Raw genomic sequence first — 21,298 nt, forward strand, 5'->3', positions numbered from 1 at the left:
ATTATTGGTCCTCCGCCGCAGCGGCCGCCGGGTTTTCAGCCGGCAGTTCGGTGTTGTTATCACCCAGCATGATGTGGTCGAGGATTTGGCGCATGATGGTGCCCACGGCTGGCCCTGCGCCACCGTTTTCCAGAATCATTGCCACCGCCACCTGCGGGTTATCATAGGGTGCAAATGCCGTCATGAGCTTATGGTCACGCAGTCGTTCGGCAATGCGGTGTGCGTTATAGGTTTCGTTGGCCTTCAGGCCGAAGACCTGCGCCGTACCGGATTTGGCGGCCACTTTATACGGCGCACCGGCGAAATACTTATGCGCGGTACCGTTCGGGCGGTTTGCCACCCCGTACATCCCGTCTTTGGCGATCTCCCAGAAGCCGGAGTGAATATCCCCCACTGGCGGTTCATGCGGTTGGATCCACGGCACTTTTTTGCCCTCTTCAACGGTACTTTGCAGCAGGTGCGGGACTTTCACCACCCCGTCGTTGATGAGGATCATCATCGCTTTGTTCATCTGCAGCGGGGTGGCGGTCCAGTAGCCCTGGCCGATACCCACCGGAATGGTATCACCCTGATACCACGGCTTTTTAAAGCGCTTTAGCTTCCACTCGCGGGTTGGCATGTTGCCGGAGCGTTCTTCGGCGAGATCGACCCCGGTGTAATGGCCGTAGCCAAATTTGCTCATCCACTCTGACAGGCGGTCAATACCCATGTCGTACGCCACCTGATAGAAGAAGGTATCCGCAGACTCTTCCAGCGATTTCGTCACGTTCAGATGACCGTGGCCCCATTTTTTCCAGTCGCGATAGCGTTTCTCTGAACCCGGTAACTGCCACCAGCCCGGGTCAAACAGGCTGGTGTTGCGGTTGATGACACCCGCGCTCAGCGCCGAGACGGCGACGTAAGGTTTCACCGTGGACGCCGGCGGATAGACCCCCTGCGTGGCGCGGTTGACCAGCGGCGTGTTCGGGTCATTAAGCAGGCCGGAGTAGTCCTTACTGGAAATCCCATCGACAAAGAGGTTAGGGTCGTAGCTTGGCATGGAGACCATCGCCAGAATGCCGCCGGTACGCGGATCGGTCACGACAACTGCCGCACGGCTGCCCGCCAGTAAGGTTTCAATATACTGCTGGAGTTTCAGGTCGAGCGTCAGGTAGACGTCATGCCCTGCCTGCGGCGGCACCTCTTTCAACTGACGAATAACGCGGCCACGGTTGTTAACTTCCACCTCTTCATAGCCGGTCTGCCCGTGCAGGACATCTTCGTAATAGCGTTCAATTCCCAGCTTACCGATATCGTGCGTCGCGGCGTAGTTTGCCAGCTTGCCGTCTTTATCGAGACGCTCAACGTCTTTATCGTTGATCTTGGAGACGTAGCCGATCACGTGCGTCAGCGCGGAACCGTAAGGGTAGTAGCGACGCTTGTAGCCTTTCACTTCCACACCGGGGAAACGGTACTGGTTGACCGCAAAGCGGGCGACCTGGACTTCCGTCAGGTTGGTTTTAACCGGAATGGAGGTAAAACGGTGAGAGCGGGCGCGTTCTTTCTTGAAGGCAGCAATATCGTCATCGTTAAGATCGACAACGCTTCGCAATGCTTCCAGCGTATCCTGCACGTTGTCGACTTTTTCCGGCATCATCTCAATCTGGTAGATGGTGCGGTTTAAGGCCAGCGGGGTGCCGTTTCGGTCGTAAATAATGCCGCGGCTGGGGGCGATAGGCACCAGCTTGATGCGGTTTTCGTTTGAGCGCGTCTGGTAATCGGTATAGCGGACAATTTGCAGATTATAAAGGTTGGCGATCAGCACGCCGGTAAGCAGCAAAATCCCCGTAAAGGCGACCAGCGCCCGGCGCACAAACAGCGCGGACTCAGCCGTATAGTCGCGAAAAGAATTCTGTAGTTTCATCCGCTGCTTAATCTACCCTGGTCAGTCATTACTCGCGGTGATAGGGGTGGTTGGTAGTAATGCTCCACGCGCGGTACAGGCTTTCTGCCACCAGTACCCGAACAAGCGGGTGGGGAAGCGTCAGCGCGGAGAGAGACCAACTTTGTTCTGCCGCCGCTTTACAGGCAGGGGACAACCCTTCAGGCCCGCCAATCAACAGACTGACGTCACGACCATCCTGCTTCCAGCGCTCCAGTTCGTGCGCCAGCTGCGGCGTATCCCAGGGCTTGCCTGGAATATCGAGGGTCACGATGCGGTTTTTGCCTGCGGCAGCCAGCATCAGTTCTCCCTCTTTATCAAGAATGCGTTTAATATCCGCGTTCTTGCCGCGCTTTCCGGCGGGGATCTCCACCAGCTCGAACGGCATATCTTTAGGGAAACGACGCAGATATTCAGTAAAACCGGTTTGTACCCAGTCCGGCATTTTGGTGCCGACGGCGACCAGCTGCAACTTCACGCATTAACCCCAGAGTTTTTCCAGCTCATACAGGCGACGGCTCTCTTCCTGCATGACGTGGACAATCACATCGCCAAGATCGACAACCACCCAGTCAGCGGTTGCTTCACCTTCAACACCGAGCGGTAACAGCCCTGCTGCACGTGATTCCTGCACAACATGATCGGCAATTGAAACCACATGGCGAGTAGACGTACCGGTGCAGATGATCATGCAGTCGGTGATGCTGGATTTACCCTTAACGTCGATAGCGATGATGTCCTGACCTTTCAGGTCATCAATTTTGTCGATAACAAAATCCTGGAGTGCTTTACCCTGCAAGTTTTCCCCCTGGGTGAATGAGATTGTGCAACTATGAATTCGTAGCCAGACAGTATACCTGAACTGACGCCCCTGTCGGGACAAATGTCACCGGCCGGGCTTTTGAAGGCGGGTATCATCCCACCCTCCGCCGGAGATTGCATCGCCATTTTTGTAAAACAATTTCTGTAAAGCAATGAGCGGCGGGAAAGTCTGGCAGCGGAGGATAACAGTATGGCTTACTCTGTCAAGGCAGGATAATCAATAAGGCGCTTTTTGTGCGCCCGGATTATGCGTCTGCGCTTTTCTGATACAACCCGTGCGCGTGGATATAGTCCAGCACTGACGATGGCAGGAGATCGTCACAGGCTAAACCGTGCTGAAGCCGGTCGCGAATGATTGTCGCAGAAATATCAAACCACGGCGTCTCCGCCAGATAGATCTTCCCGGCAGGTTGATTATGCAGATCTTCCACATTGTCGGTCAGATGAGCCTCCAGCCACTGCTGATACTGCTCTTCACGCATGGTCAGCGGATAGCCCGGACGGCGGCAGACGAGGAGATGGCTGTTCTCCAGAATGGTTTCATACTGGTGCCAGGTGGGGAAGTTGAGCAGAGAATCCTGGCCGATGATAAAGGCCAGCGGTTTGTCCGGCCCCTGTTCGGCCCGCCACTCCTGTAGCGTTTGCGAGGTCCAGGACGGGGTGTCGCGACGGAGTTCACGCTCGTCCAGGCTGAAGAGCGGTTTATCCGCAATGGCCAGGGCGAGCATCTCTTTTCGCTGCACGCTGGTGGCCTCAGGCTGAGGCCGATGTGGCGGAACGTTATTGGGCATGATAATCACGCGCTGAAGACCAATCAGATTCGCCAGAATTTCAACCGGTTTCAGATGACCGTAATGGACCGGGTCAAAGGTGCCACCGTACAGGGCCTGTAGAGAGTGCATGCTATCCATCGATAAATACATCTGCCAGCGCCTTGTGGCAGAGCAGCAGAGAAAGGCTTTCCAGTTCCGCCCAGACGGACTGGCCGTAATCTTGTTTTAACGTGAGCTCTGCGCGCATCAAAAGCTGTACCGCCTGGCGCAGCTGTTCATGGCTCAGACGATTAATGGCCTCGGTGGTCATCGCCCGACGGTTTTGCCAGATACGGTGTTTGTCGAACAACGAACGCAATGGCGTATGAGCAGACTGGCGCTTGAGCGTGGTGAGCATTAGCAGTTCACGCTGCAGCGTACGCAGCAATATAACCGGTTCGCTACCCTCAAGGCGTAGCTGCTGCAAAATATGCAGGGAACGCTTGCTCTTTGCCATCAGCAGCGCATCAACCCAGTGGAACGGCGTGAAGTGTGCGGCGTCGTTAACCGCCTGCTCCACGCGCGGCAGAGTCAGCTTGCCATCGGGCCAGAGGAGGGCGAGCCGGTCCAGCGCCTGGGCCAACGCCAGCAGGTTGCCTTCATAGCAGTAGCACAGCAGCTGATTCGCTGCGTCGTCCAGTTGCAGGTTATTCTGCTTCGCTCTTGCCGCCACCCATTTCGGCAAATGGGCCTGCTCAGGCGTCTGGCAGGTGACCAGCACGGCATGAGTGGCGAGTTGGGTAAACCACGCGGCGTTTTCCTGCGCTTTGGTGAGCTTGTTACCACGCACGATTAACAGCAGATCGCTGTGCAACAGGCTGACCAGCGTCGCCAGCTGTTCATTGATGGCCGCGTTCGGACCATTCTCTGGCAGCAGGATCTGGATGGTCTGGCGTGATGCAAAGAGACTCATCGCCTGGCAAAGGGAGAAAAGGGCATTCCAGTCGGTATTGTTATCCAACTGGACGGTGTGGTGTTCATCAAAGCCCTGAGCGGCGGCGGCATGTCGCACGGCATCCAGGCTTTCCTGAAGCAAGAGCGGGTCGTTACCCAGTAGCAGATACGCCGCGCGCAGCCCTTCATTGAGCTGCGCGCGGAGTTGTTCAGGATACAGCCTGATCATCAGTTACCCATGGAGGCAGAAACAGGAGGCGTGTTGGCATCCGGTTTGTCGATGATGTCAGAACCCTGTCTTGTCGTTGCGGCAATGCCTGGCAGCTTACGGATCAGCTGTTCTGCGGCCTTGTCGTACATCTCGTTAATGATAATCTGCTGCTCAGCATCTTTTGCCAGCGCCGTTTGCGGGTTATCAAAGAACGAGCGGTACACTTTGGTATTGATAGGGAAAATGTCTTTACCCGGGATCAATACTGCCGCGTTCACCGTCAGCACCATCTGATATTCCGCTGTACGTCCATCCTGGAAGATCGACGCGGTATCTTTAGCCAGCGATGAGCTTAAGATACGTAATGACGGTACATCCTGGCGCAGGGTGCCTTTTTCGATCAGTTGAACATCGTTCAAACGCAGCTGGTTACGCACTGCCCGGCTGAGTGGACCATTCGGATCCCCTGAGTCGAAAATCATCGTTTTCATCTCAGCGGGCACCGCCGTGGTATTGCGCAGGTGCCAGCCACACCCCGCGGTGACCAGCACCGCCAGAGATAAGAGTATTGTTGCCAGTTGTCGCACGTTTCCTCCCGCGCTTAGCCAACGACCAGATTCAGCAGTTTACCCGGTACGTAGATCACTTTACGTACGGTAACGCCCTCAAGATATTTCGCCACCAGATGTTCCTGGCCAGCACGCTCACGAACCTGTTCTTCGGTTGCATCAACGGCGACGGTAATTTTACCGCGTACTTTACCGTTGACCTGTACCACCACCAGCGTGGTGTTTTCCACCATGGCGGATTCATCAGCAACCGGCCACGGCGCGTTGTCGATATCGCCTTCGCCTTTCAGCTCCTGCCACAGGGTGAAGCTGACATGCGGGGTGAACGGGTTCAACATGCGCACGACGGCCAACAGCGCTTCACGCATTAAGGCACGATCCTGCTCGCCTTCCTGCGGTGCTTTCGCCAGCTTGTTCATCAGTTCCATAATAGCCGCAATTGCGGTATTGAAGGTCTGACGACGACCAATATCATCGGTCACTTTTGCAATCGTTTTATGAACATCACGACGCAGCGCCTGCTGATCTTCAGTCAGGGCAGCAACGTTCAGTGCTGGTGCGTCGCCCTGAGCGGTGTGTTCGTAAACCAGTTTCCAGACGCGTTTCAGGAAGCGGTTCGCCCCTTCAACACCGGACTCCTGCCACTCCAGGGTCATGTCTGCCGGAGAGGCAAACATCATGAACAGACGCACGGTATCCGCGCCGTAGCGCTCAACCATCACCTGCGGGTCGATGCCGTTGTTTTTGGACTTGGACATCTTGCTCATGCCGGTATACACCAGTTCATGACCTTCGACGTCTTTCGCCTTCACGATACGGCCTTTCTCGTCGCGCTCAACAATCGCATCAACCGGAGAGACCCAGTTACGTTCGCCGTTCGCACCCACATAGTAGAACGCATCTGCCAGTACCATGCCCTGACACAGCAGTTGTTTCGCTGGCTCGTCAGAGTTCACCATGCCTGCGTCACGCATCAGCTTGTGGAAGAAGCGGAAGTAGAGCAGGTGCATGATGGCATGTTCAATACCACCGATGTAGATGTCTACCGGCAGCCAGTAGTTTGCCGCGTCGGAATCCAGCATCCCTTCCTGATACTGCGGGCAGGTGTAGCGGGCGTAGTACCAGGAAGACTCCATAAAGGTGTCAAAGGTGTCGGTTTCACGCAGCGCAGGCTGACCGTTAACGGTGGTTTTTGCCCACTCAGGATCGGCTTTGATCGGGCTGGTGATGCCATCCATGACCACATCTTCCGGCAGGATCACCGGGAGTTGATCTTCCGGGGTTGGCATCACGGTGCCGTCTTCCAGCGTGACCATCGGGATTGGCGCACCCCAGTAACGCTGACGGGAAACGCCCCAGTCGCGCAGGCGGTAGTTCACTTTACGCTCGCCCACGCCCAGCGATGCCAGTTTGTCGGCGATGGCGTTGAAACCCTCTTCGAAGCTCAGACCGCTGAACTCACCAGAGTTAAACAGCGTGCCTTTTTCCGTCAGCGCTTGCTCAGACAGGTCAGGTTCAGAGCCGTCAGCCGCCAGAATAACGGCTTTGATCGGCAGGTTGTATTTGGTGGCAAATTCATAGTCGCGCTGGTCGTGACCCGGAACAGCCATCACGGCACCGGTACCGTATTCCATCAGCACGAAGTTTGCTGCCCAGACCGGAATCGCTTCGCCAGTCAGTGGGTGCTTCGCATAGAAGCCCGTGGCAACGCCTTTCTTCTCCATGGTCGCCATGTCGGCTTCTGCCACTTTCGTGTTGCGGCATTCGTCGATGAAGGTAGCCAGCTCCGGGTTATTTTCGGCAGCTTTCTGTGCCAGCGGGTGACCTGCGGCCACGGCCAGATAGGTCGCGCCCATGAAGGTATCCGGACGGGTAGTGTAGACGGTCAGAGTCTGATCGTAGTTCTCAACGTTGAAGGTGATCTCCACGCCTTCAGAACGGCCGATCCAGTTGCGCTGCATGGTCTTAACGGTATCCGGCCAGTGGTCCAGCGTGTCCAGATCGTTCAGCAGTTCGTCAGCGTAAGCGGTGATTTTGATAAACCACTGTGGGATCTCTTTACGCTCAACTTTGGTGTCGCAGCGCCAGCAGCAGCCGTCGATAACCTGTTCGTTCGCGAGAACGGTCTGGTCGTTCGGGCACCAGTTAACGGCAGATGTCTTCTTATAGACCAGGCCTTTTTTGTACAGCTCGGTGAAGAACTTCTGTTCCCAGCGGTAGTATTCCGGGGTACAGGTCGCCAGCTCGCGGCTCCAGTCATAGCCAAAGCCCAGCATTTTGAGCTGGTTTTTCATGTACGCGATGTTGTCGTACGTCCACGGCGCTGGCGCCGTATTGTTTTTGACCGCCGCGCCTTCTGCAGGCAGACCGAATGCATCCCAGCCGATTGGCTGCAGCACGTTTTTGCCCAGCATACGCTGGTAGCGTGCAATCACATCACCGATGGTGTAGTTACGCACGTGGCCCATGTGTAGTCGACCAGAAGGATAGGGAAGCATCGACAGGCAGTAATACTTCTCTTTGCTCTCGTCTTCGGTTACTTCAAAGGTACGCTTCTCGTCCCAGTGTTGCTGGACTTTTGATTCTATCTCTTCCGGGCGGTATTGCTCTTGCATGGCAGCCAGTGGTCCTGTTTTCAATACAGCTACAAATGTAGCCAATGGATGTGGTATTTCAGATCCGCATAGCATAGCCCAAACGCCCGCGTCAAAACAGCCTTTCGCACAAATGCGCTTTGCAGGAATTTACCGGGTCTGTGGTTCACCTGACAAAGCGGCGATGAAATAAGGTCTATTATTAGAAATAGTTACTTACCCGGGAGGCAAAATGATGAACAAGGTTGCTCAATTTTACCGCGAACTGGTGGCAACACTGACGGAACGGCTGCGTAACGGCGAGCGTGATATCGACGCGCTGGTGGAACAGGCGCGTGCGCGCGTGACGCAAACGGGTGAGTTAACGCGAACCGAAGTGGAAGAGGTGACGCGCGCCGTGCGTCGTGACCTCGAAGAGTTCGCGCGCAGTTACCAGGAGAGCCAGGACGAGGTGACCGACAGCGTATTTATGCGGGTGATCAAGGAGAGCCTCTGGCAGGAACTGGCGGATATTACCGATAAAACACAGCTGGAGTGGCGTGAAGTCTTTCAGGATCTGAATCATCACGGCGTGTACCACAGCGGTGAAGTGGTGGGGCTGGGAAATCTGGTCTGTGAGAAATGCCATCACCATATTGCCGTTTATACGCCGGAGGTGCTGTCCCTGTGTCCGAAGTGCGGGCACGATCAATTCCAGCGTCGGCCGTTTGAGCCCTAAATAAAAGCAAAACTGTTTGCGCCCTCTCCCTGTGGGAGAGGGCCGGGAAGAGGGCATCAGGCCGCAAAAGGTAAAAGCAAAACGGCAACCACGTTGCCGTTTTTAGTGTTTGCTCCCTCTCCCCGTGGGAGAGGGTTGGGGTGAGGGCATCAGGCCGCACTATAGTATGCGAGCCTCTCCGCCAGCAAATCCACAAACGCCTGCCGATCGATATCCACCATTAGCGTGGTATTCGGTTTATTGCCCGTCAGCGAATAGTAATCCACCACCGTCATCCCCTGGGTGTATTTCCCCTGGGTCTCCACACCAACCCAGCGCTCTACCGTGGTAAACATCTCAGGCTTCAGCAGCCAGGCAATGGTGCACGGGTCATGCAGCGGCGCGCCGTGGAAGCCCCATTTCTCGGCTTTGTGATATTCCATAAAGAAGTCGAGCAGCTCGGCCACGGTCGTGGCAACCGGGTTGCCAATCGCACGAAAACGCTCGATGTCATTCGCCATAATCTGCGCCCGGTGGGTAACATCCAGTCCGGCCATCACAATCGGCAAGCCCGACTGGAAGACGATCTCCGCCGCTTCCGGGTCAACAAAGATGTTGAACTCCGCCGCAGGCGTCCAGTTACCCAGCCCCATTGCTCCGCCCATAATCACGATACGGGCAATTTTGCTGTGCAGTTCAGGATGGCTGTTCAGCAGCAGCGCAACGTTGGTTTGCGGGCCCGTTGCTACCAGCGTGACGGGTTCAGCACTCTCGCGTAGTACCTTTGCCATCAGCTCCACGGCGGTACAGGATTGCGGGGCGAAACCCGGTTCCGGCAGCGCCGGGCCGTCCAGGCCGCTTTCTCCGTGTACGTTGTCGGCAATGATCAGTTCACGCATCAGCGGTTTGACCGCGCCACCGGCCACAGGAATATCGGGGCGCTTTAGCAAGGTCAGCATACGCAGGACGTTGCGCAGGGTTTTATCCGGCGTCTGGTTGCCGGCAGATGAGGTGACAGCTTTGACTTCAAGTTCAGGGGAGGCAAGTGCAAGGACGAGGGCAATCGCGTCATCATGACCCGGATCGCAATCGAAAATAATAGGCTGTGCCATAGCGTTCTCCATACGTAGCGTTATTTTGTGACAAGGTTAACGCTGCAATGTGACGCCGACGAGAAGCAGAGATTGAAAGCGTGAGACAGTGCGCAATCCGCAGATTGCGCACTGAGAAGATTAATGCAGGATTTTAGCCAGGAAGTCTTTAGCGCGTTCGGATTTCGGGTTGGCGAAGAACTCTTCTTTCGGCGAGTCTTCAACGATCTTGCCTTCATCCATAAAGATCACGCGGTTTGCCACTTTGCGGGCGAAGCCCATTTCGTGGGTCACCACCATCATGGTCATCCCTTCGTGGGCCAGTTCAACCATGACGTCCAGCACTTCGTTGATCATTTCGGGATCGAGTGCGGAGGTCGGTTCGTCGAACAGCATTGCCACCGGATCCATACACAGTGCGCGAGCAATCGCCACACGCTGCTGTTGGCCGCCGGAAAGCTGTGCCGGGAACTTATCGGCGTGCGCAGAAAGCCCCACGCGATCCAGAAGCTTCAGCCCTTTCTCACGCGCCGCTTTTTTGTCACGCTTAAGCACTTTCACCTGCGCCAGCGTCAGGTTCTCGATGATGGAGAGGTGAGGGAACAGTTCAAAATGCTGGAACACCATCCCCACGTGGGAGCGAAGCTGGGCAAGGTTGGTTTTCTTGTCGTTCACTTTGGTGCCGTTAACAACAATTTCACCCTGCTGCACAGGCTCCAGACCATTAACCGTTTTGATCAGCGTCGATTTACCGGAACCGGACGGCCCGCACACTACCACCACATCACCTTTTTTGACTTCGGTGGAGCAGTCGGTCAGCACCTGAAAGTGCCCATACCATTTAGAAACATTTTTCAGGGAAATCATTATACCGTCCTTTTCTTCAGCCAACTGACCAACAGCGACGCGCTTAAACTAATCACAAAATAGACCGCACCTGCGAAGAGCACCATCTCAACCTGCGTACCATCGCGCTCACCGATGGTGGACGCGGTCCGGAAGAAGTCTGCCAGGCTCAGGACATATACCAGAGAGGTATCCTGGAACAGCACGATGCCCTGGGTCAGCAGGAGGGGAACCATGGCGCGAAACGCCTGCGGCAGAATAATGAGTTGCATGGACTGCCAGTGGGTCATCCCCAGCGCCAGCGCCGCGCTGGACTGCCCGCGTGAGATACTCTGTATGCCCGCACGGATGATCTCGGAATAGTAAGCGGCCTCAAACATGGAGAACGCAACCATCGCGGAAATCAGGCGGATATCGGTTTTCGGTGACAGTCCCAGAACGTTTTGCAGGAATCCGGGAACAATCAGGTAAAACCACAGCAGCACCATCACCAGCGGGATAGAGCGGAAAACGTTAACGTAGGCAGTGGCAAACCAGGCGAGCGGTTTAAAGCTCGATAGGCGCATTACCGCCAGCAGGGTGCCCCAGACGATACCGACGATGATGGCGATCGCCGTGATTTTTAAGGTGATCACCAGGCCATCCAGCAGGTACGGCATGGAAGGAACAATGGAACTCCAGTCAAATTCGTACATTATTTGCCCCCCAGATTGCCCGGCAGGCGAATTTTGCGTTCAACCAGGTTCATCACCAGCATGATGAAAGCGTTAATCAGAACATACGCGAGCGTAATTGCCGTGAAGGATTCCCACGCGTGGGCGGAATAATCCAGCAGTTTACCCGCCTGCGCCGCCATATCGACCAGACCGATCGTGGAGGCGATGGCCGAGTTTTTGACCAGGTTCATCATCTCTGAGGTCATCGGTGGAACAATGACGCGGTAGGCGTTAGGCAGCAGGACGTAGCGGTAGGTTTGCGGCAGCGTTAACCCCATCGCCAGACCCGCGTTCTTTTGTCCACGCGGCAGCGACTGAATAGCGGCGCGTACCTGCTCGCACACGCGTGCGGCGGTAAACAGCCCCAGACACATCATCGAGGAGACAAAGAACTGTACGTTAGGATCCAGTTCCGACTTGAACCACATGCCAATATTTTCCGGCAGCAGTTCAGGAACGACCAGATACCAGGTAAAGAACTGCACGATCAGCGGAACGTTACGGAACAGTTCCACATACAGCGTGCCGATAGAAGAGAGAAAACGGTTAGGGACGGTGCGCAGAATACCGAACAGTGAACCGACAAGGAACGCAATAATCCACGCCGTTATCGATAACGCAACGGTAACCTGAAAGCCGCTCCACAGCCAGCCAAGATAGGTTGTGTTGCCGAACGGGGCTTGTTGCAGAAATATGCCCCAGTTCCAGTCTATTGACATAATAAACTCCAGAAAAAAAAGGGTAGCAGCGCTACCCTCGAAGATTGGTGAGAAGCTCATTTTTCGCGCTGAGTGGGGAACGACCACTCAACGTATAGTCTGTCCATGCTTCCCGACAATCGAGAGGGCAGGAGATCCCGCCCCTGTAGTTCTAATTAGTTAAGAGCCTTGTCATTTGGTGATTTGAACAGTGCTTTCATGTCGTCAGACAGTTCAAAGTTCATGTTGAGATTTTTGGGTGGAATTGGGTTCTTGAACCATTTGTCGAACCATTTTTCCGCTTCACCGGAGGTTTGCACCTGGGCGATGGTGTCATCGATCAGCTTCTTGAATTGCGGATCGTCTTTACGCAGCATACAGCCGTAGGCTTCTTTCGACTGGGCGGTACCAACGATATCCCAGTTGTCCGGTTTCTTCGCTTTTGCACGTTCGCCAGCCAGCAGAGCATCATCCATCATAAACGCGACGGCACGGCCACTTTCCAGCGTACGGAAGGAGTCACCATGGTCTTTCGCGCTGATGATGCGCATATCCATTTTCTTCTCGTCGTTCAGCTTGTGCAGCAGCACTTCTGAGGTTGTCCCGGAGGTCACAACAACGGCTTTGCCTTTCAGGTCAGCAAAATCTTTGATGTCGCCGCCTTTTTTGGTCAGCAGACGGGTCCCCACCACAAAGATGGTGTCGGAGAAGGCGGCCTGTTTCTGACGCTCCAGGTTGTTGGTGGTTGAGCCACACTCAAAATCGAAGGTGCCGTTTTGCAGCAGTGGGATACGGTTCTGCGAGGTGATTGGAATCAGTTTTACCTGCAGGTCGGGTTTGTTCAGCTTTTTCTTCACGGCCTCAACGATGGCGTTAGAGTAGTCCTGTGAATAGCCCACGACTTTTTGCGTGTTGTCGTAGTAAGAAAACGGGACAGAAGATTCACGGTGGCCGACCACGATCACGCCGTTTTTGGCTATCTTGTCGAGAGTGCTGCCGGCTGCCGGCGCGTCTTCAGCGTGTACAACGCCTGCGGACATCCCCATTACCAGCATTGCTGTGGCCAGTTTACGTAATTGCATACCCAACTCCTTTCTTATCAGCGTCAGTGACGCATTGATACCCATTGTGATGTTGTTATATCTCGCGCTATGCGAGTGCAGTGTTATGCAAGCTTGTTAACATTTAGTCTGGCTTAATGTAAAGATTTTGCTGCGTTATTGTTTATTTTTGCGAAGCGCGCCGCACCATTCCGAGGCAGAAATCTCTCGTTGCACCGTTTCGGTGCTACCGGCGATCTATGCTGGTGCGACAAGGTTGCACACGAACCCAAACTGCGTTTACCTGAATAAACAAAGCAATAGGCATGCCAGAATTGAAATTTGGGAGGGAACTGTCGGGTGGCGGCTACGCCTTACCCGACCGAAGAAGCGAAATGTAGGCCGGGTAAACGTCAGCGCCACCCGGCAACAGAAGGTAAGATTAGCGACGACGCTGACGAAGGCTCATCAGCACAGCCCCAAAGCCAAACAGGGCGGTCAGGATCCACAGCGGCCAGTTGCCGGTGCGGGCATATGGCGTCAGGCCGCTTGTCGGCGTGACTTTAGCCGTCAACACGTCGCGCGTAAACTGCGGGATCATGGCCTGAATTTCACCCCGCGGTCCAATCACGGCGGTGATGCCATTGTTGGTGCTGCGCAACAGCGGACGCGCCAGCTCCAGTGAACGCATCCGCGCCATCTGGAAGTGCTGCCACGGACCAATCGACTTACCGAACCAGGCATCATTAGAGATGGTCAGCAGGAAGTCCGTATCCGGACGGAAGTTATCGCGCACCTGTTCACCGAGGATGATCTCGTAGCAAATGGCCGCCGTCAGGGCAAAGCCGTGTGCATGCAGCTGCGGCTGCACATACGGCCCCCGACTGAAAGAGGACATTGGCAGGTCAAAGAATGGTGCCAGCGGACGCAGAATCGATTCCAGCGGAACAAACTCGCCAAACGGAACAAGGTGATTCTTGTTATACCGGTCAGTCGAGGTGTAGCTGTACTCGCTGTCTTTGCCGAGCGTAATGATGGTGTTGTAGGTATCGTAGCGGTTCTGCTGATTCAGACGCGCATCCACAATCCCGGTGATCAGCGTACTGTCGCGCGCGCGCAGCAGATCGTTCATCATGTTGAGAAACGGCTGCTGGTTAATTTCCAGATCCGGAATGGCAGATTCAGGCCAGATGATCAGCTGTGATTTACCCATCACCTCTTCAGTGGCGTTGGCGTAAATTTTCAGCGTGTTCAGCAGCTCTTTTTCATCCCACTTCATCGCCTGCGGAATATTTCCCTGCACCATCGATACCTGTGTGGCGCGCTCTGGCATCAGGGTATACCACTGGATATAACGCAGCGGGAAGGGTAGAGCGAAAAGAACCAGCGCCACCACCAGCGGTTTCCAGTTACGCGTGACCAGCGCCAGCACCAGCAGGCCGCTCACCACCATCAGCAGGAAGTTAATGGCTTCAACACCCATTACCGGCGCCAGACCTTTCAGCGGGCCGTCAATCTGGCTGTAGCCAAACTGCAGCCACGGGAAGCCGGTCAGCACCCAGCCGCGCAGAAACTCGGTAATCTGCCAGACCACGGGAGCCGCAATGGCAACGCGCAGCCAGCTGGTTTTAGGCCACAGGCGGGAGAGAATGCCCGCAAACAGACCGGTGTAGAGCGAGAGATAGGCGGCCAGCAGAACCACAAGGAAAACGTTAACCGGCCCCGGCATACCTCCAAACTGGGCGATGCTGACGTAGACCCAGTTGATGCCGGATCCAAACAGCCCCAGCCCCCAGAAGTAGCCAATGGCTGCAGCCTGAACGGGACGACGATTCAGGGTTAACCCCTGTAACCCCATCAGGGAGAGAATGGCTGCCGGCCAGATATCGTAAGGAGAAAAAGCCAGCGTACCGCTGGCTCCAAGTAACAGCGCCAGCAGCAAACGGACGCGCTGGCGTTCAAGCAGTGGGGCAAATGCCATTTACATTAATCTTCCAGTTTTGGCACCGGTGAGTCGTCCGGCGTTCTGACATGAACCTGTATAATACGTCGGCTGTCGGCCATCGCCACTTTGAACTGGTAACCATCGATGTCAACGGTTTCGCCGCGGGCAGGAAGATGACCAAAGGCCTGCATCACCAGCCCACCAATGGTATCCACCTCTTCATCGCTGAAGTGGGTGCCGAAGGCGTCGTTGAAATCCTCAATGGAGGCCAGAGCGCGAACGGTCCACGTATGGCGGCTAAGCTGACGGAAGTCGATATCTTCTTCTTCGTCATACTCGTCTTCGATCTCGCCCACGATCAGCTCAAGAATATCCTCGATCGTGACAAGGCCTGACACGCCGCCAAATTCATCAATCACAATCGCCATGTGGTAACGCTGGGAGCGAAACTCTTTCAGCATCCGATCCACACGTTTACTTTCCGGCACAACCACGGCCTGGCGTAACACTTTTTCCATGCTGAAGGCTTCGGCATCGCTGCGCATAAACGGCAGCAGATCTTTGGCCATCAAAATCCCTTCGATGTGATCTTTGTCTTCGCTGATGACCGGGAAACGGGAGTGAGCGGATTCGATAATCACATCGAGGCATTCATCGAGGCTCTGGTTACGTTTCAGGGTAATCATTTGCGAGCGGGGGATCATGATATCGCGAACGCGCTGGTCGGCGATGTCCATTACCCCTTCGAGCATTTCGCGCGTATCTTCGTCGATAAGATCGTTTTGCCCGGAATCACGAATCAGCTCCAGCAGTTCATCACGGTTTTTGGGCTCACCATGGAAAAGCTGGCTCAGAATGAGGGAGAAAAATCCCTTTTTACTGTTTGTCGTGTCGCTACTGTGTGAATTGTCGTCGCTCATGGCGTTTGTTAAGGGTTCTCTCGTCAGTTCAATGTTTACCGCCGCGCTATTTCCTTACGCGGCGGCATGTTAGTCAGTCGGTTGTCTGACTATTCTTTCTCGGCAATGTACGGATCCTCATAGCCCAGAGCAAGCATTATCTCTGTCTCAAGGGACTCCATCTCTTCCGCTTCGTCATCTTCAATATGATCGTAGCCCAGCAGATGCAGGCTTCCATGGACAACCATATGCGCCCAGTGGGCCTCGAGCGGCTTTTGCTGCTCTTTGGCTTCCTGTTCCACCACCTGACGGCAGATGATCAGATCGCCGAGCAGCGGCATTTCAATACCCGGTGGGGCTTCGAACGGGAAAGAGAGCACGTTGGTTGGCTTATCTTTCCCGCGGTAGGTCAGGTTAAGCTCATGGCTTTCTGCTTCATCCACCAGGCGAATCGTGACTTCTGACTCTTCCTGAAACTGGGGGATAACAGCATCCAGCCATTTCTGAAACTGCGCCTCTTCTGGCATGCCGGAATTATCTTCACAGGCCAGCTGTAAATCGAGGATCACCTGACTCATTTCTGTTCTTGCTCCTGCGCTTCGCGCTTACGTTCTGCGGCCAGTTCGGCCTTACGCTTCTGATCGGCCTCTTCCCAGGCTTCATAGGCGTTAACGATACGCGCGACCACCGGGTGGCGTACCACGTCTTCACTGTGGAAGAAGTTAAAGCTGATTTCGTCCACCTCAGCCAGCACTTCGATGGCGTGGCGCAGGCCCGATTTGGTGCTGCGAGGCAGGTCAATCTGGGTGACGTCACCGGTGATAACCGCTTTCGAGTTGAAGCCGATACGCGTCAGGAACATCTTCATCTGTTCGATGGTGGTGTTCTGGCTCTCATCCAGAATAATGAACGCATCGTTAAGGGTACGGCCACGCATGTAGGCCAGCGGGGCGACTTCAATCACGTTACGCTCAATAAGCTTCTCAACTTTCTCAAAGCCCAGCATTTCGAACAGCGCGTCGTACAGTGGGCGCAGATAAGGATCCACCTTCTGACTCAGGTCCCCCGGCAGGAAGCCGAGTTTTTCACCTGCTTCAACCGCCGGGCGGGTCAGCAGAATACGGCGGATCTCCTGGCGCTCCAGCGCATCAACCGCAGCGGCGACGGCCAGATAGGTTTTACCTGTACCCGCCGGACCTACGCCGAAGGTGATGTCATGGTCGAGAATGTTGGCAATGTACTGCGCCTGGTTCGGTGTACGCGGCTTGATGACGCCACGTTTGGTCTTGATATTGATGGCTTTGCCATAGTCCGGCACGCTTTCTGCGCTCTGCTCAAGCACGCGCGCCTCTTTAATGGCGAGGTGAATTTGTTCCGGTTCGATATCCTGAGTTTCGCCACGCATCGGGGCGGTATCGACATACAGGTTACGCAGGATGTCCGCAGCCGCATTGACGCAGATAGGGCGTCCGGTGAGTTTGAAATGATTATCGCGACGATTGATTTCGATACCCAGACGTCGCTCCAGTTGTTTGATGTTGTCATCAAACGGCCCGCACAGGCTCAGCAGGCGAGCGTTGTCTGCTGGCGTTAGGCTAATTTCAAGCGTGTCTATGTTCAAACTGTTCCTCTTTGATTGGTTAACTGGCCCGGCGCCCTCAGGCGTAATAAAACGGTCATTACCGAAATTATTCACGCCATGGAAAAAAGGCGCAAGCGTTGCGGAAGATATTGGGGACGTTGAGAGGAAATACAAGGCCTGCCGGGAAGGCAGGCCTGAAGGATTATGGCTGGTAAACCCGAACGCCAGAATCGTTTTCTTTACGCGTGCGGGAAATGACGGATTCAGGAGATTGCGCAATGCGCAGCCCCATCTCATCTTCGGTGCGCACCAGTTTTCCGCGCAGCGAGTTGGTCAGCACTTCCACAATCTCGACGTCCACAAATTTACCGATCATGTCTGGGGTGCCTTCGAAATTCACCACGCGGTTGTTTTCGGTACGGCCTGAGAGTTCCATGATGCTCTTACGGGAGGTGCCTTCCACCAGAATACGCTGGACGGTGCCGAGCATGCGGCGGCTCCAGGCGTTGGCCTGCTGGTTGATACGCTCCTGCAGAATATACAGACGCTGTTTTTTCTCTTCTTCCGGGACATCGTCAACCATATCGGCCGCCGGTGTGCCAGGGCGCGCAGAGAAGATGAAGCTGTAGCTGACGTCAAAATTCACTTCGCCGATGAGCTTCATGGTGCGCTCGAAGTCGTCAGCGGTTTCACCAGGGAAGCCAACGATAAAGTCGGAACTTATCTGGATATCCGGACGCGCTTCACGCAGCTTACGAATGGTGGATTTGTACTCCAGCACCGTATGCGGACGCCCCATCAGGTTCAGCACGCGGTCAGAGCCGCACTGAATCGGCAAATGCAGGAAGCTCACCAGCTCCGGCGTATCGCGGTAAACGTCGATAATATCGTCGGTGAATTCCATTGGATGGCTGGTGGTAAAGCGAATACGGTCGATACCGTCAATCGCAGCCACCAGGCGCAGCAGTTCAGCAAAGCTGCCGGTGGTGCCGTCGTAGTTCTCACCACGCCAGGCGTTCACGTTCTGACCCAGCAGGTTCACCTCGCGTACGCCCTGTGCGGCAAGCTGCGCGATTTCAAACAGAATATCGTCTGCCGGGCGGCTCACTTCCTCACCACGGGTATAAGGCACCACGCAATAAGTGCAGTATTTGTTGCAGCCTTCCATGATTGAGACGAACGCGGTCGGGCCATCCGCACGCGGCTCGGGCAGACGGTCAAATTTTTCGATCTCCGGGAAGCTGACATCAACGACCGGGCTACGATCGCCGCGCACCTTGTTGATCATTTCCGGCAGGCGGTGCAGGGTCTGGGGGCCAAAGACAATATCCACATAGGGGGCTCTCTGACGAATCAGCTTACCTTCCTGCGACGCGACGCAGCCACCCACACCGATGATCAGGTCCGGATTTTTTCGTTTGAGAAGTTTCCAGCGACCTAAAACGTGGAAGACTTTTTCCTGCGCTTTTTCACGAATTGAGCAGGTATTCAGCAGCAGCACATCGGCTTCTTTCGCATTTTCAGTCAGCTGGTATCCGTGGGTGGTATCCAGCAGATCGGCCATCTTGGATGAATCGTATTCGTTCATCTGACAGCCCCAGGTTTTTATATGGAGTTTTTTAGTCATCGACTTGCTCAGCTCAGGATTGCAAGCCGTGTATTGTAATGCTTTGGTGGGGTTGTGACCAGTATGAAGGTTATGCGTCTCAGGACCGCAAAAATCCGGTAAACTTAAGGGATTCTCCAATAAGGAAAAGTGACCATGACACTCCAACACACCGAAATTGCCGTTGTCGGCGGCGGTATGGTCGGCGGCGCGCTGGCGCTGGGGCTGGCGCAGCAGGGATTTGAGGTAACGGTTATTGAGCAGGCGGCACCTGCTGAGTTTGACCCGACGGCAAAGCCGGATGTCCGCATTTCCGCCATCAGCGCGGCCTCTGTTGATTTGCTTCGCGGGCTGGGCGTCTGGGAGGCGGTGCTCGATATGCGGGCTCACCCTTACAGTCGCCTTGAAACCTGGGAATGGGAAAATGCCCACGTCGCGTTTGATGCCGCCGAGCTGAAGCTGCCGCGTCTGGGCTATATGGTGGAAAACAACGTCCTCCAGCGGGCGCTCTGGCAGGCGCTGGAGGCGCATCCGAAGGTGACGCTGTGTGTTCCTGCGTCGCTGAAGGCGCTGCATCCTCACAATAGCGGCTACACGCTGACGCTCGACAGCGGCGATGAACTGGCCGTGAAGCTGGTCATTGGGGCTGACGGTGCTCACTCGCAGGTCAGACAGATGGCGGGCATCGGTGTTCATGCCTGGCAGTATGAGCAGTCTTGTATGCTGATCACCGTTCAGTGTGAAAATGCGCCGGGAGAGAGTACCTGGCAGCACTTTACTCCGAATGGTCCGCATGCCTTTTTACCGCTGTTCGATAACTGGGCGTCGCTGGTGTGGTACGACAAACCGGCGCGCATTCGCCAGCTACAGGGGCTGTCAATGGAGCAGTTGCAGCGTGAAATTCTGCAACACTTCCCGGCCCGTCTGGGACATATCACGCCGGTTGCCGCAGGGGCGTTTCCCCTTACACGGCGCCATGCGCTGCAGTATGCCCGTGAAGGGCTGGCGCTGGTGGGCGATGCGGCGCACACCATTCATCCCCTGGCGGGGCAGGGCGTGAATCTCGGGTATCGTGACGTTGACGCTTTACTGGATGTGCTGGGTAATGCACGCGCGCATGCGGAGGCCTGGTCAAGCCATCATGTACTCAAGCGCTACCAGACGCGACGTATGGCGGATAACTTCATCATGCAGTCTGGGATGGATCTGTTCTATGCCGGTTTCAGCAATGATCTGGCCCCGGTGCGTATTCTGCGAAACATTGGATTGATGGCGGCGGAACGCGCTGGCGGCTTGAAGCGTCAGGCGCTCAAATACGCTCTCGGACTCTAATCCTTTTACCCTCTCCCCGTGGGAGAGGGCCAGGGCGAGGGCATCAGGCCGCACAATTCTGTATAAAAACAAAAAAGCCCGCAGAGCGGGCTTGTTTGTTTTAAGTGGCTGGGGTGCAGGGATTCGAACCCCGGAATGCTGGTATCAGAAACCAGAGCCTTACCGCTTGGCGACACCCCAATTGCGTTAAACGTACTGCTTAACGACTTTTTAAATTGGCTGGGGTACGAGGATTCGAACCTCGGAATGCCGGAATCAGAATCCGGTGCCTTACCGCTTGGCGATACCCCAACAATTTTTTATTACCGAAACAGATCGATAATCTTAATATGGTGGCTACGACGGGATTCGAACCTGTGACCCCATCATTATGAGTGATGTGCTCTAACCAACTGAGCTACGTAGCCAGTACTGCGTTCTTCGATGGCTGGGGTACCTGGATTCGAACCAGGGAATGCCGGTATCAAAAACCGGTGCCTTACCGCTTGGCGATACCCCAATACCGCGGAGAACCGCATGATCGAAGAAATATGGCTGGGGTACCTGGATTCGAACCAGGGAATGCCGGTATCAAAAACCGGTGCCTTACCGCTTGGCGATACCCCATCCGTGCAACGCTTACCTGGGAATGGTGCGGGAGGCGAGACTTGAACTCGCACACCTTGCGGCGCCAGAACCTAAATCTGGTGCGTCTACCAATTTCGCCACTCCCGCAAAAAAGATGGTGGCTACGACGGGATTCGAACCTGTGACCCCATCATTATGAGTGATGTGCTCTAACCAACTGAGCTACGTAGCCATCTTTTTTTCGCGTTACCTTATCGGCGTTGCGGGGCGCATTATGCGTATAGACCCTTGCAGCGTCAACACCTTTTTCAACGAAAATGGCCGGAATGTGACTGTTTGGTTAGGTTGCGAACAGCGTGACCGAATATTCGGCAATTATTGGTTATTAATCGATTTTAGACGGTGAAATGTAAGGCAAATAAAAACAGGCCCCGCAGGGCCTGATGTTCAAATACG

At 55.0% G+C, this 21,298-nt stretch carries 19 protein-coding genes and 7 tRNA genes; 2 read left to right on the plus strand and 24 right to left on the minus strand.

Going from position 1 to position 21,298, the window contains the following annotated elements; translation table 11 throughout:
* Window position 1: 1 nt before the first annotated feature.
* The 7 genes from mrdA to leuS all read right to left on the minus strand — a co-directional run bounded on the left by mrdA (window position 2) and on the right by leuS (window position 7,844).
* Entirely contained in the window at window positions 2-1,903 is a 1,902-nt protein-coding gene (gene mrdA, locus ACQG22_RS06285) for a peptidoglycan DD-transpeptidase MrdA (protein ID WP_013097589.1), read from the minus strand.
* A 28-nt stretch (window positions 1,904-1,931) separates the two neighbouring features.
* On the minus strand, window positions 1,932-2,399 hold the full coding sequence (rlmH, locus tag ACQG22_RS06290; RefSeq protein WP_003858701.1) for a 23S rRNA (pseudouridine(1915)-N(3))-methyltransferase RlmH: 468 nt from the start codon (window positions 2,397-2,399) through the stop codon (window positions 1,932-1,934).
* A 3-nt stretch (window positions 2,400-2,402) separates the two neighbouring features.
* Entirely contained in the window at window positions 2,403-2,720 is a 318-nt protein-coding gene (rsfS, locus tag ACQG22_RS06295; protein WP_003858696.1) for a ribosome silencing factor, read from the minus strand.
* 268 nt (window positions 2,721-2,988) lie between these two features.
* Complete coding sequence (nadD, locus tag ACQG22_RS06300) at window positions 2,989-3,654, minus strand: nicotinate-nucleotide adenylyltransferase (protein ID WP_038420893.1); 666 nt, start codon at window positions 3,652-3,654, stop codon at window positions 2,989-2,991.
* Window positions 3,647-4,678 (minus strand): DNA polymerase III subunit delta, encoded by a 1,032-nt coding sequence (gene holA, locus ACQG22_RS06305; protein WP_369706364.1) that lies wholly within the window; start codon window positions 4,676-4,678, stop codon window positions 3,647-3,649. The genes nadD and holA overlap by 8 nt, the downstream gene beginning before the upstream one ends.
* The gene (lptE, locus tag ACQG22_RS06310) at window positions 4,678-5,247 is read right to left on the minus strand and encodes an LPS assembly lipoprotein LptE (RefSeq protein WP_095440206.1); all 570 of its coding nucleotides are present in this window, start codon (window positions 5,245-5,247) and stop codon (window positions 4,678-4,680) included. Before lptE ends, holA begins: the two co-directional genes overlap by 1 nt.
* 14 nt (window positions 5,248-5,261) lie before the next feature.
* Window positions 5,262-7,844: a leucine--tRNA ligase gene (gene leuS / locus ACQG22_RS06315; RefSeq protein ID WP_213382720.1), complete on the minus strand. Its 2,583-nt coding sequence runs from the start codon at window positions 7,842-7,844 to the stop codon at window positions 5,262-5,264.
* A 214-nt stretch (window positions 7,845-8,058) separates the two neighbouring features.
* Here leuS and ACQG22_RS06320 point away from each other — a divergent pair, with 214 nt between their 5' ends.
* Window positions 8,059-8,541: a zinc ribbon-containing protein gene (locus tag ACQG22_RS06320; protein WP_014831082.1), complete on the plus strand. Its 483-nt coding sequence runs from the start codon at window positions 8,059-8,061 to the stop codon at window positions 8,539-8,541.
* A 149-nt stretch (window positions 8,542-8,690) separates the two neighbouring features.
* On the opposite strand, the gene rihA is transcribed toward ACQG22_RS06320, so the two are convergent.
* From rihA to miaB, 10 genes are all read right to left on the minus strand, one after another.
* Window positions 8,691-9,632: a pyrimidine-specific ribonucleoside hydrolase RihA gene (rihA, locus tag ACQG22_RS06325; RefSeq protein WP_029882138.1), complete on the minus strand. Its 942-nt coding sequence runs from the start codon at window positions 9,630-9,632 to the stop codon at window positions 8,691-8,693.
* A 120-nt stretch (window positions 9,633-9,752) separates the two neighbouring features.
* Window positions 9,753-10,478, minus strand: a complete 726-nt coding sequence (locus ACQG22_RS06330; RefSeq protein WP_014831084.1) for an amino acid ABC transporter ATP-binding protein — start codon at window positions 10,476-10,478, stop codon at window positions 9,753-9,755.
* A complete protein-coding gene (gene gltK, locus ACQG22_RS06335) occupies window positions 10,478-11,152 on the minus strand; it encodes a glutamate/aspartate ABC transporter permease GltK (protein ID WP_013097580.1) in 675 nt (224 codons plus the stop codon). The genes ACQG22_RS06330 and gltK overlap by 1 nt, the downstream gene beginning before the upstream one ends.
* A complete protein-coding gene (locus ACQG22_RS06340) occupies window positions 11,152-11,892 on the minus strand; it encodes an amino acid ABC transporter permease (RefSeq protein WP_013097579.1) in 741 nt (246 codons plus the stop codon). The genes gltK and ACQG22_RS06340 overlap by 1 nt, the downstream gene beginning before the upstream one ends.
* Before the next feature lie 155 nt (window positions 11,893-12,047).
* Window positions 12,048-12,953 (minus strand): amino acid ABC transporter substrate-binding protein, encoded by a 906-nt coding sequence (locus ACQG22_RS06345; protein WP_014883004.1) that lies wholly within the window; start codon window positions 12,951-12,953, stop codon window positions 12,048-12,050.
* A gap of 400 nt (window positions 12,954-13,353) precedes the next feature.
* The gene (lnt, locus tag ACQG22_RS06350; protein ID WP_038985235.1) at window positions 13,354-14,892 is read right to left on the minus strand and encodes an apolipoprotein N-acyltransferase; all 1,539 of its coding nucleotides are present in this window, start codon (window positions 14,890-14,892) and stop codon (window positions 13,354-13,356) included.
* A gap of 5 nt (window positions 14,893-14,897) precedes the next feature.
* Window positions 14,898-15,776, minus strand: coding sequence for a CNNM family magnesium/cobalt transport protein CorC (gene corC, locus ACQG22_RS06355; protein ID WP_013097576.1), 879 nt, complete (start codon window positions 15,774-15,776; stop codon window positions 14,898-14,900).
* A gap of 89 nt (window positions 15,777-15,865) precedes the next feature.
* A complete protein-coding gene (gene ybeY / locus ACQG22_RS06360; RefSeq protein ID WP_003858677.1) occupies window positions 15,866-16,333 on the minus strand; it encodes an rRNA maturation RNase YbeY in 468 nt (155 codons plus the stop codon).
* Window positions 16,330-17,376 (minus strand): PhoH family protein, encoded by a 1,047-nt coding sequence (locus tag ACQG22_RS06365; RefSeq protein ID WP_102751676.1) that lies wholly within the window; start codon window positions 17,374-17,376, stop codon window positions 16,330-16,332. The genes ybeY and ACQG22_RS06365 overlap by 4 nt, the downstream gene beginning before the upstream one ends.
* 163 nt (window positions 17,377-17,539) lie before the next feature.
* Window positions 17,540-18,964, minus strand: coding sequence for a tRNA (N6-isopentenyl adenosine(37)-C2)-methylthiotransferase MiaB (gene miaB, locus ACQG22_RS06370; RefSeq protein WP_013097574.1), 1,425 nt, complete (start codon window positions 18,962-18,964; stop codon window positions 17,540-17,542).
* A gap of 135 nt (window positions 18,965-19,099) precedes the next feature.
* Between miaB and ubiF the strand changes: the two genes are divergently transcribed.
* Window positions 19,100-20,275, plus strand: coding sequence for a 3-demethoxyubiquinol 3-hydroxylase (gene ubiF / locus ACQG22_RS06375; RefSeq protein WP_058680561.1), 1,176 nt, complete (start codon window positions 19,100-19,102; stop codon window positions 20,273-20,275).
* Window positions 20,276-20,380: 105 nt separating this feature from the next.
* Here the strand turns inward: ubiF and ACQG22_RS06380 are convergent.
* From ACQG22_RS06380 to ACQG22_RS06410, 7 genes are all read right to left on the minus strand, one after another.
* A tRNA-Gln gene (locus tag ACQG22_RS06380) sits at window positions 20,381-20,455 on the minus strand.
* Between the two features lie 36 nt (window positions 20,456-20,491).
* A tRNA-Gln gene (locus ACQG22_RS06385) sits at window positions 20,492-20,566 on the minus strand.
* A 39-nt stretch (window positions 20,567-20,605) separates the two neighbouring features.
* Window positions 20,606-20,682, minus strand: a tRNA-Met gene (locus ACQG22_RS06390).
* 17 nt (window positions 20,683-20,699) lie between these two features.
* Window positions 20,700-20,774: transfer RNA gene (locus ACQG22_RS06395), tRNA-Gln, on the minus strand.
* A 32-nt stretch (window positions 20,775-20,806) separates the two neighbouring features.
* A tRNA-Gln gene (locus ACQG22_RS06400) sits at window positions 20,807-20,881 on the minus strand.
* A 23-nt stretch (window positions 20,882-20,904) separates the two neighbouring features.
* Window positions 20,905-20,989, minus strand: a tRNA-Leu gene (locus tag ACQG22_RS06405).
* An 8-nt stretch (window positions 20,990-20,997) separates the two neighbouring features.
* Window positions 20,998-21,074, minus strand: a tRNA-Met gene (locus ACQG22_RS06410).
* Window positions 21,075-21,298: the final 224 nt, after the last annotated feature.

Origin of the sequence: Enterobacter cloacae complex sp. 309I3, assembly GCF_050031595.1 — a bacterium.
In the GTDB taxonomy this organism is placed as follows: Bacteria; Pseudomonadota; Gammaproteobacteria; order Enterobacterales; family Enterobacteriaceae; genus Enterobacter; species Enterobacter cloacae.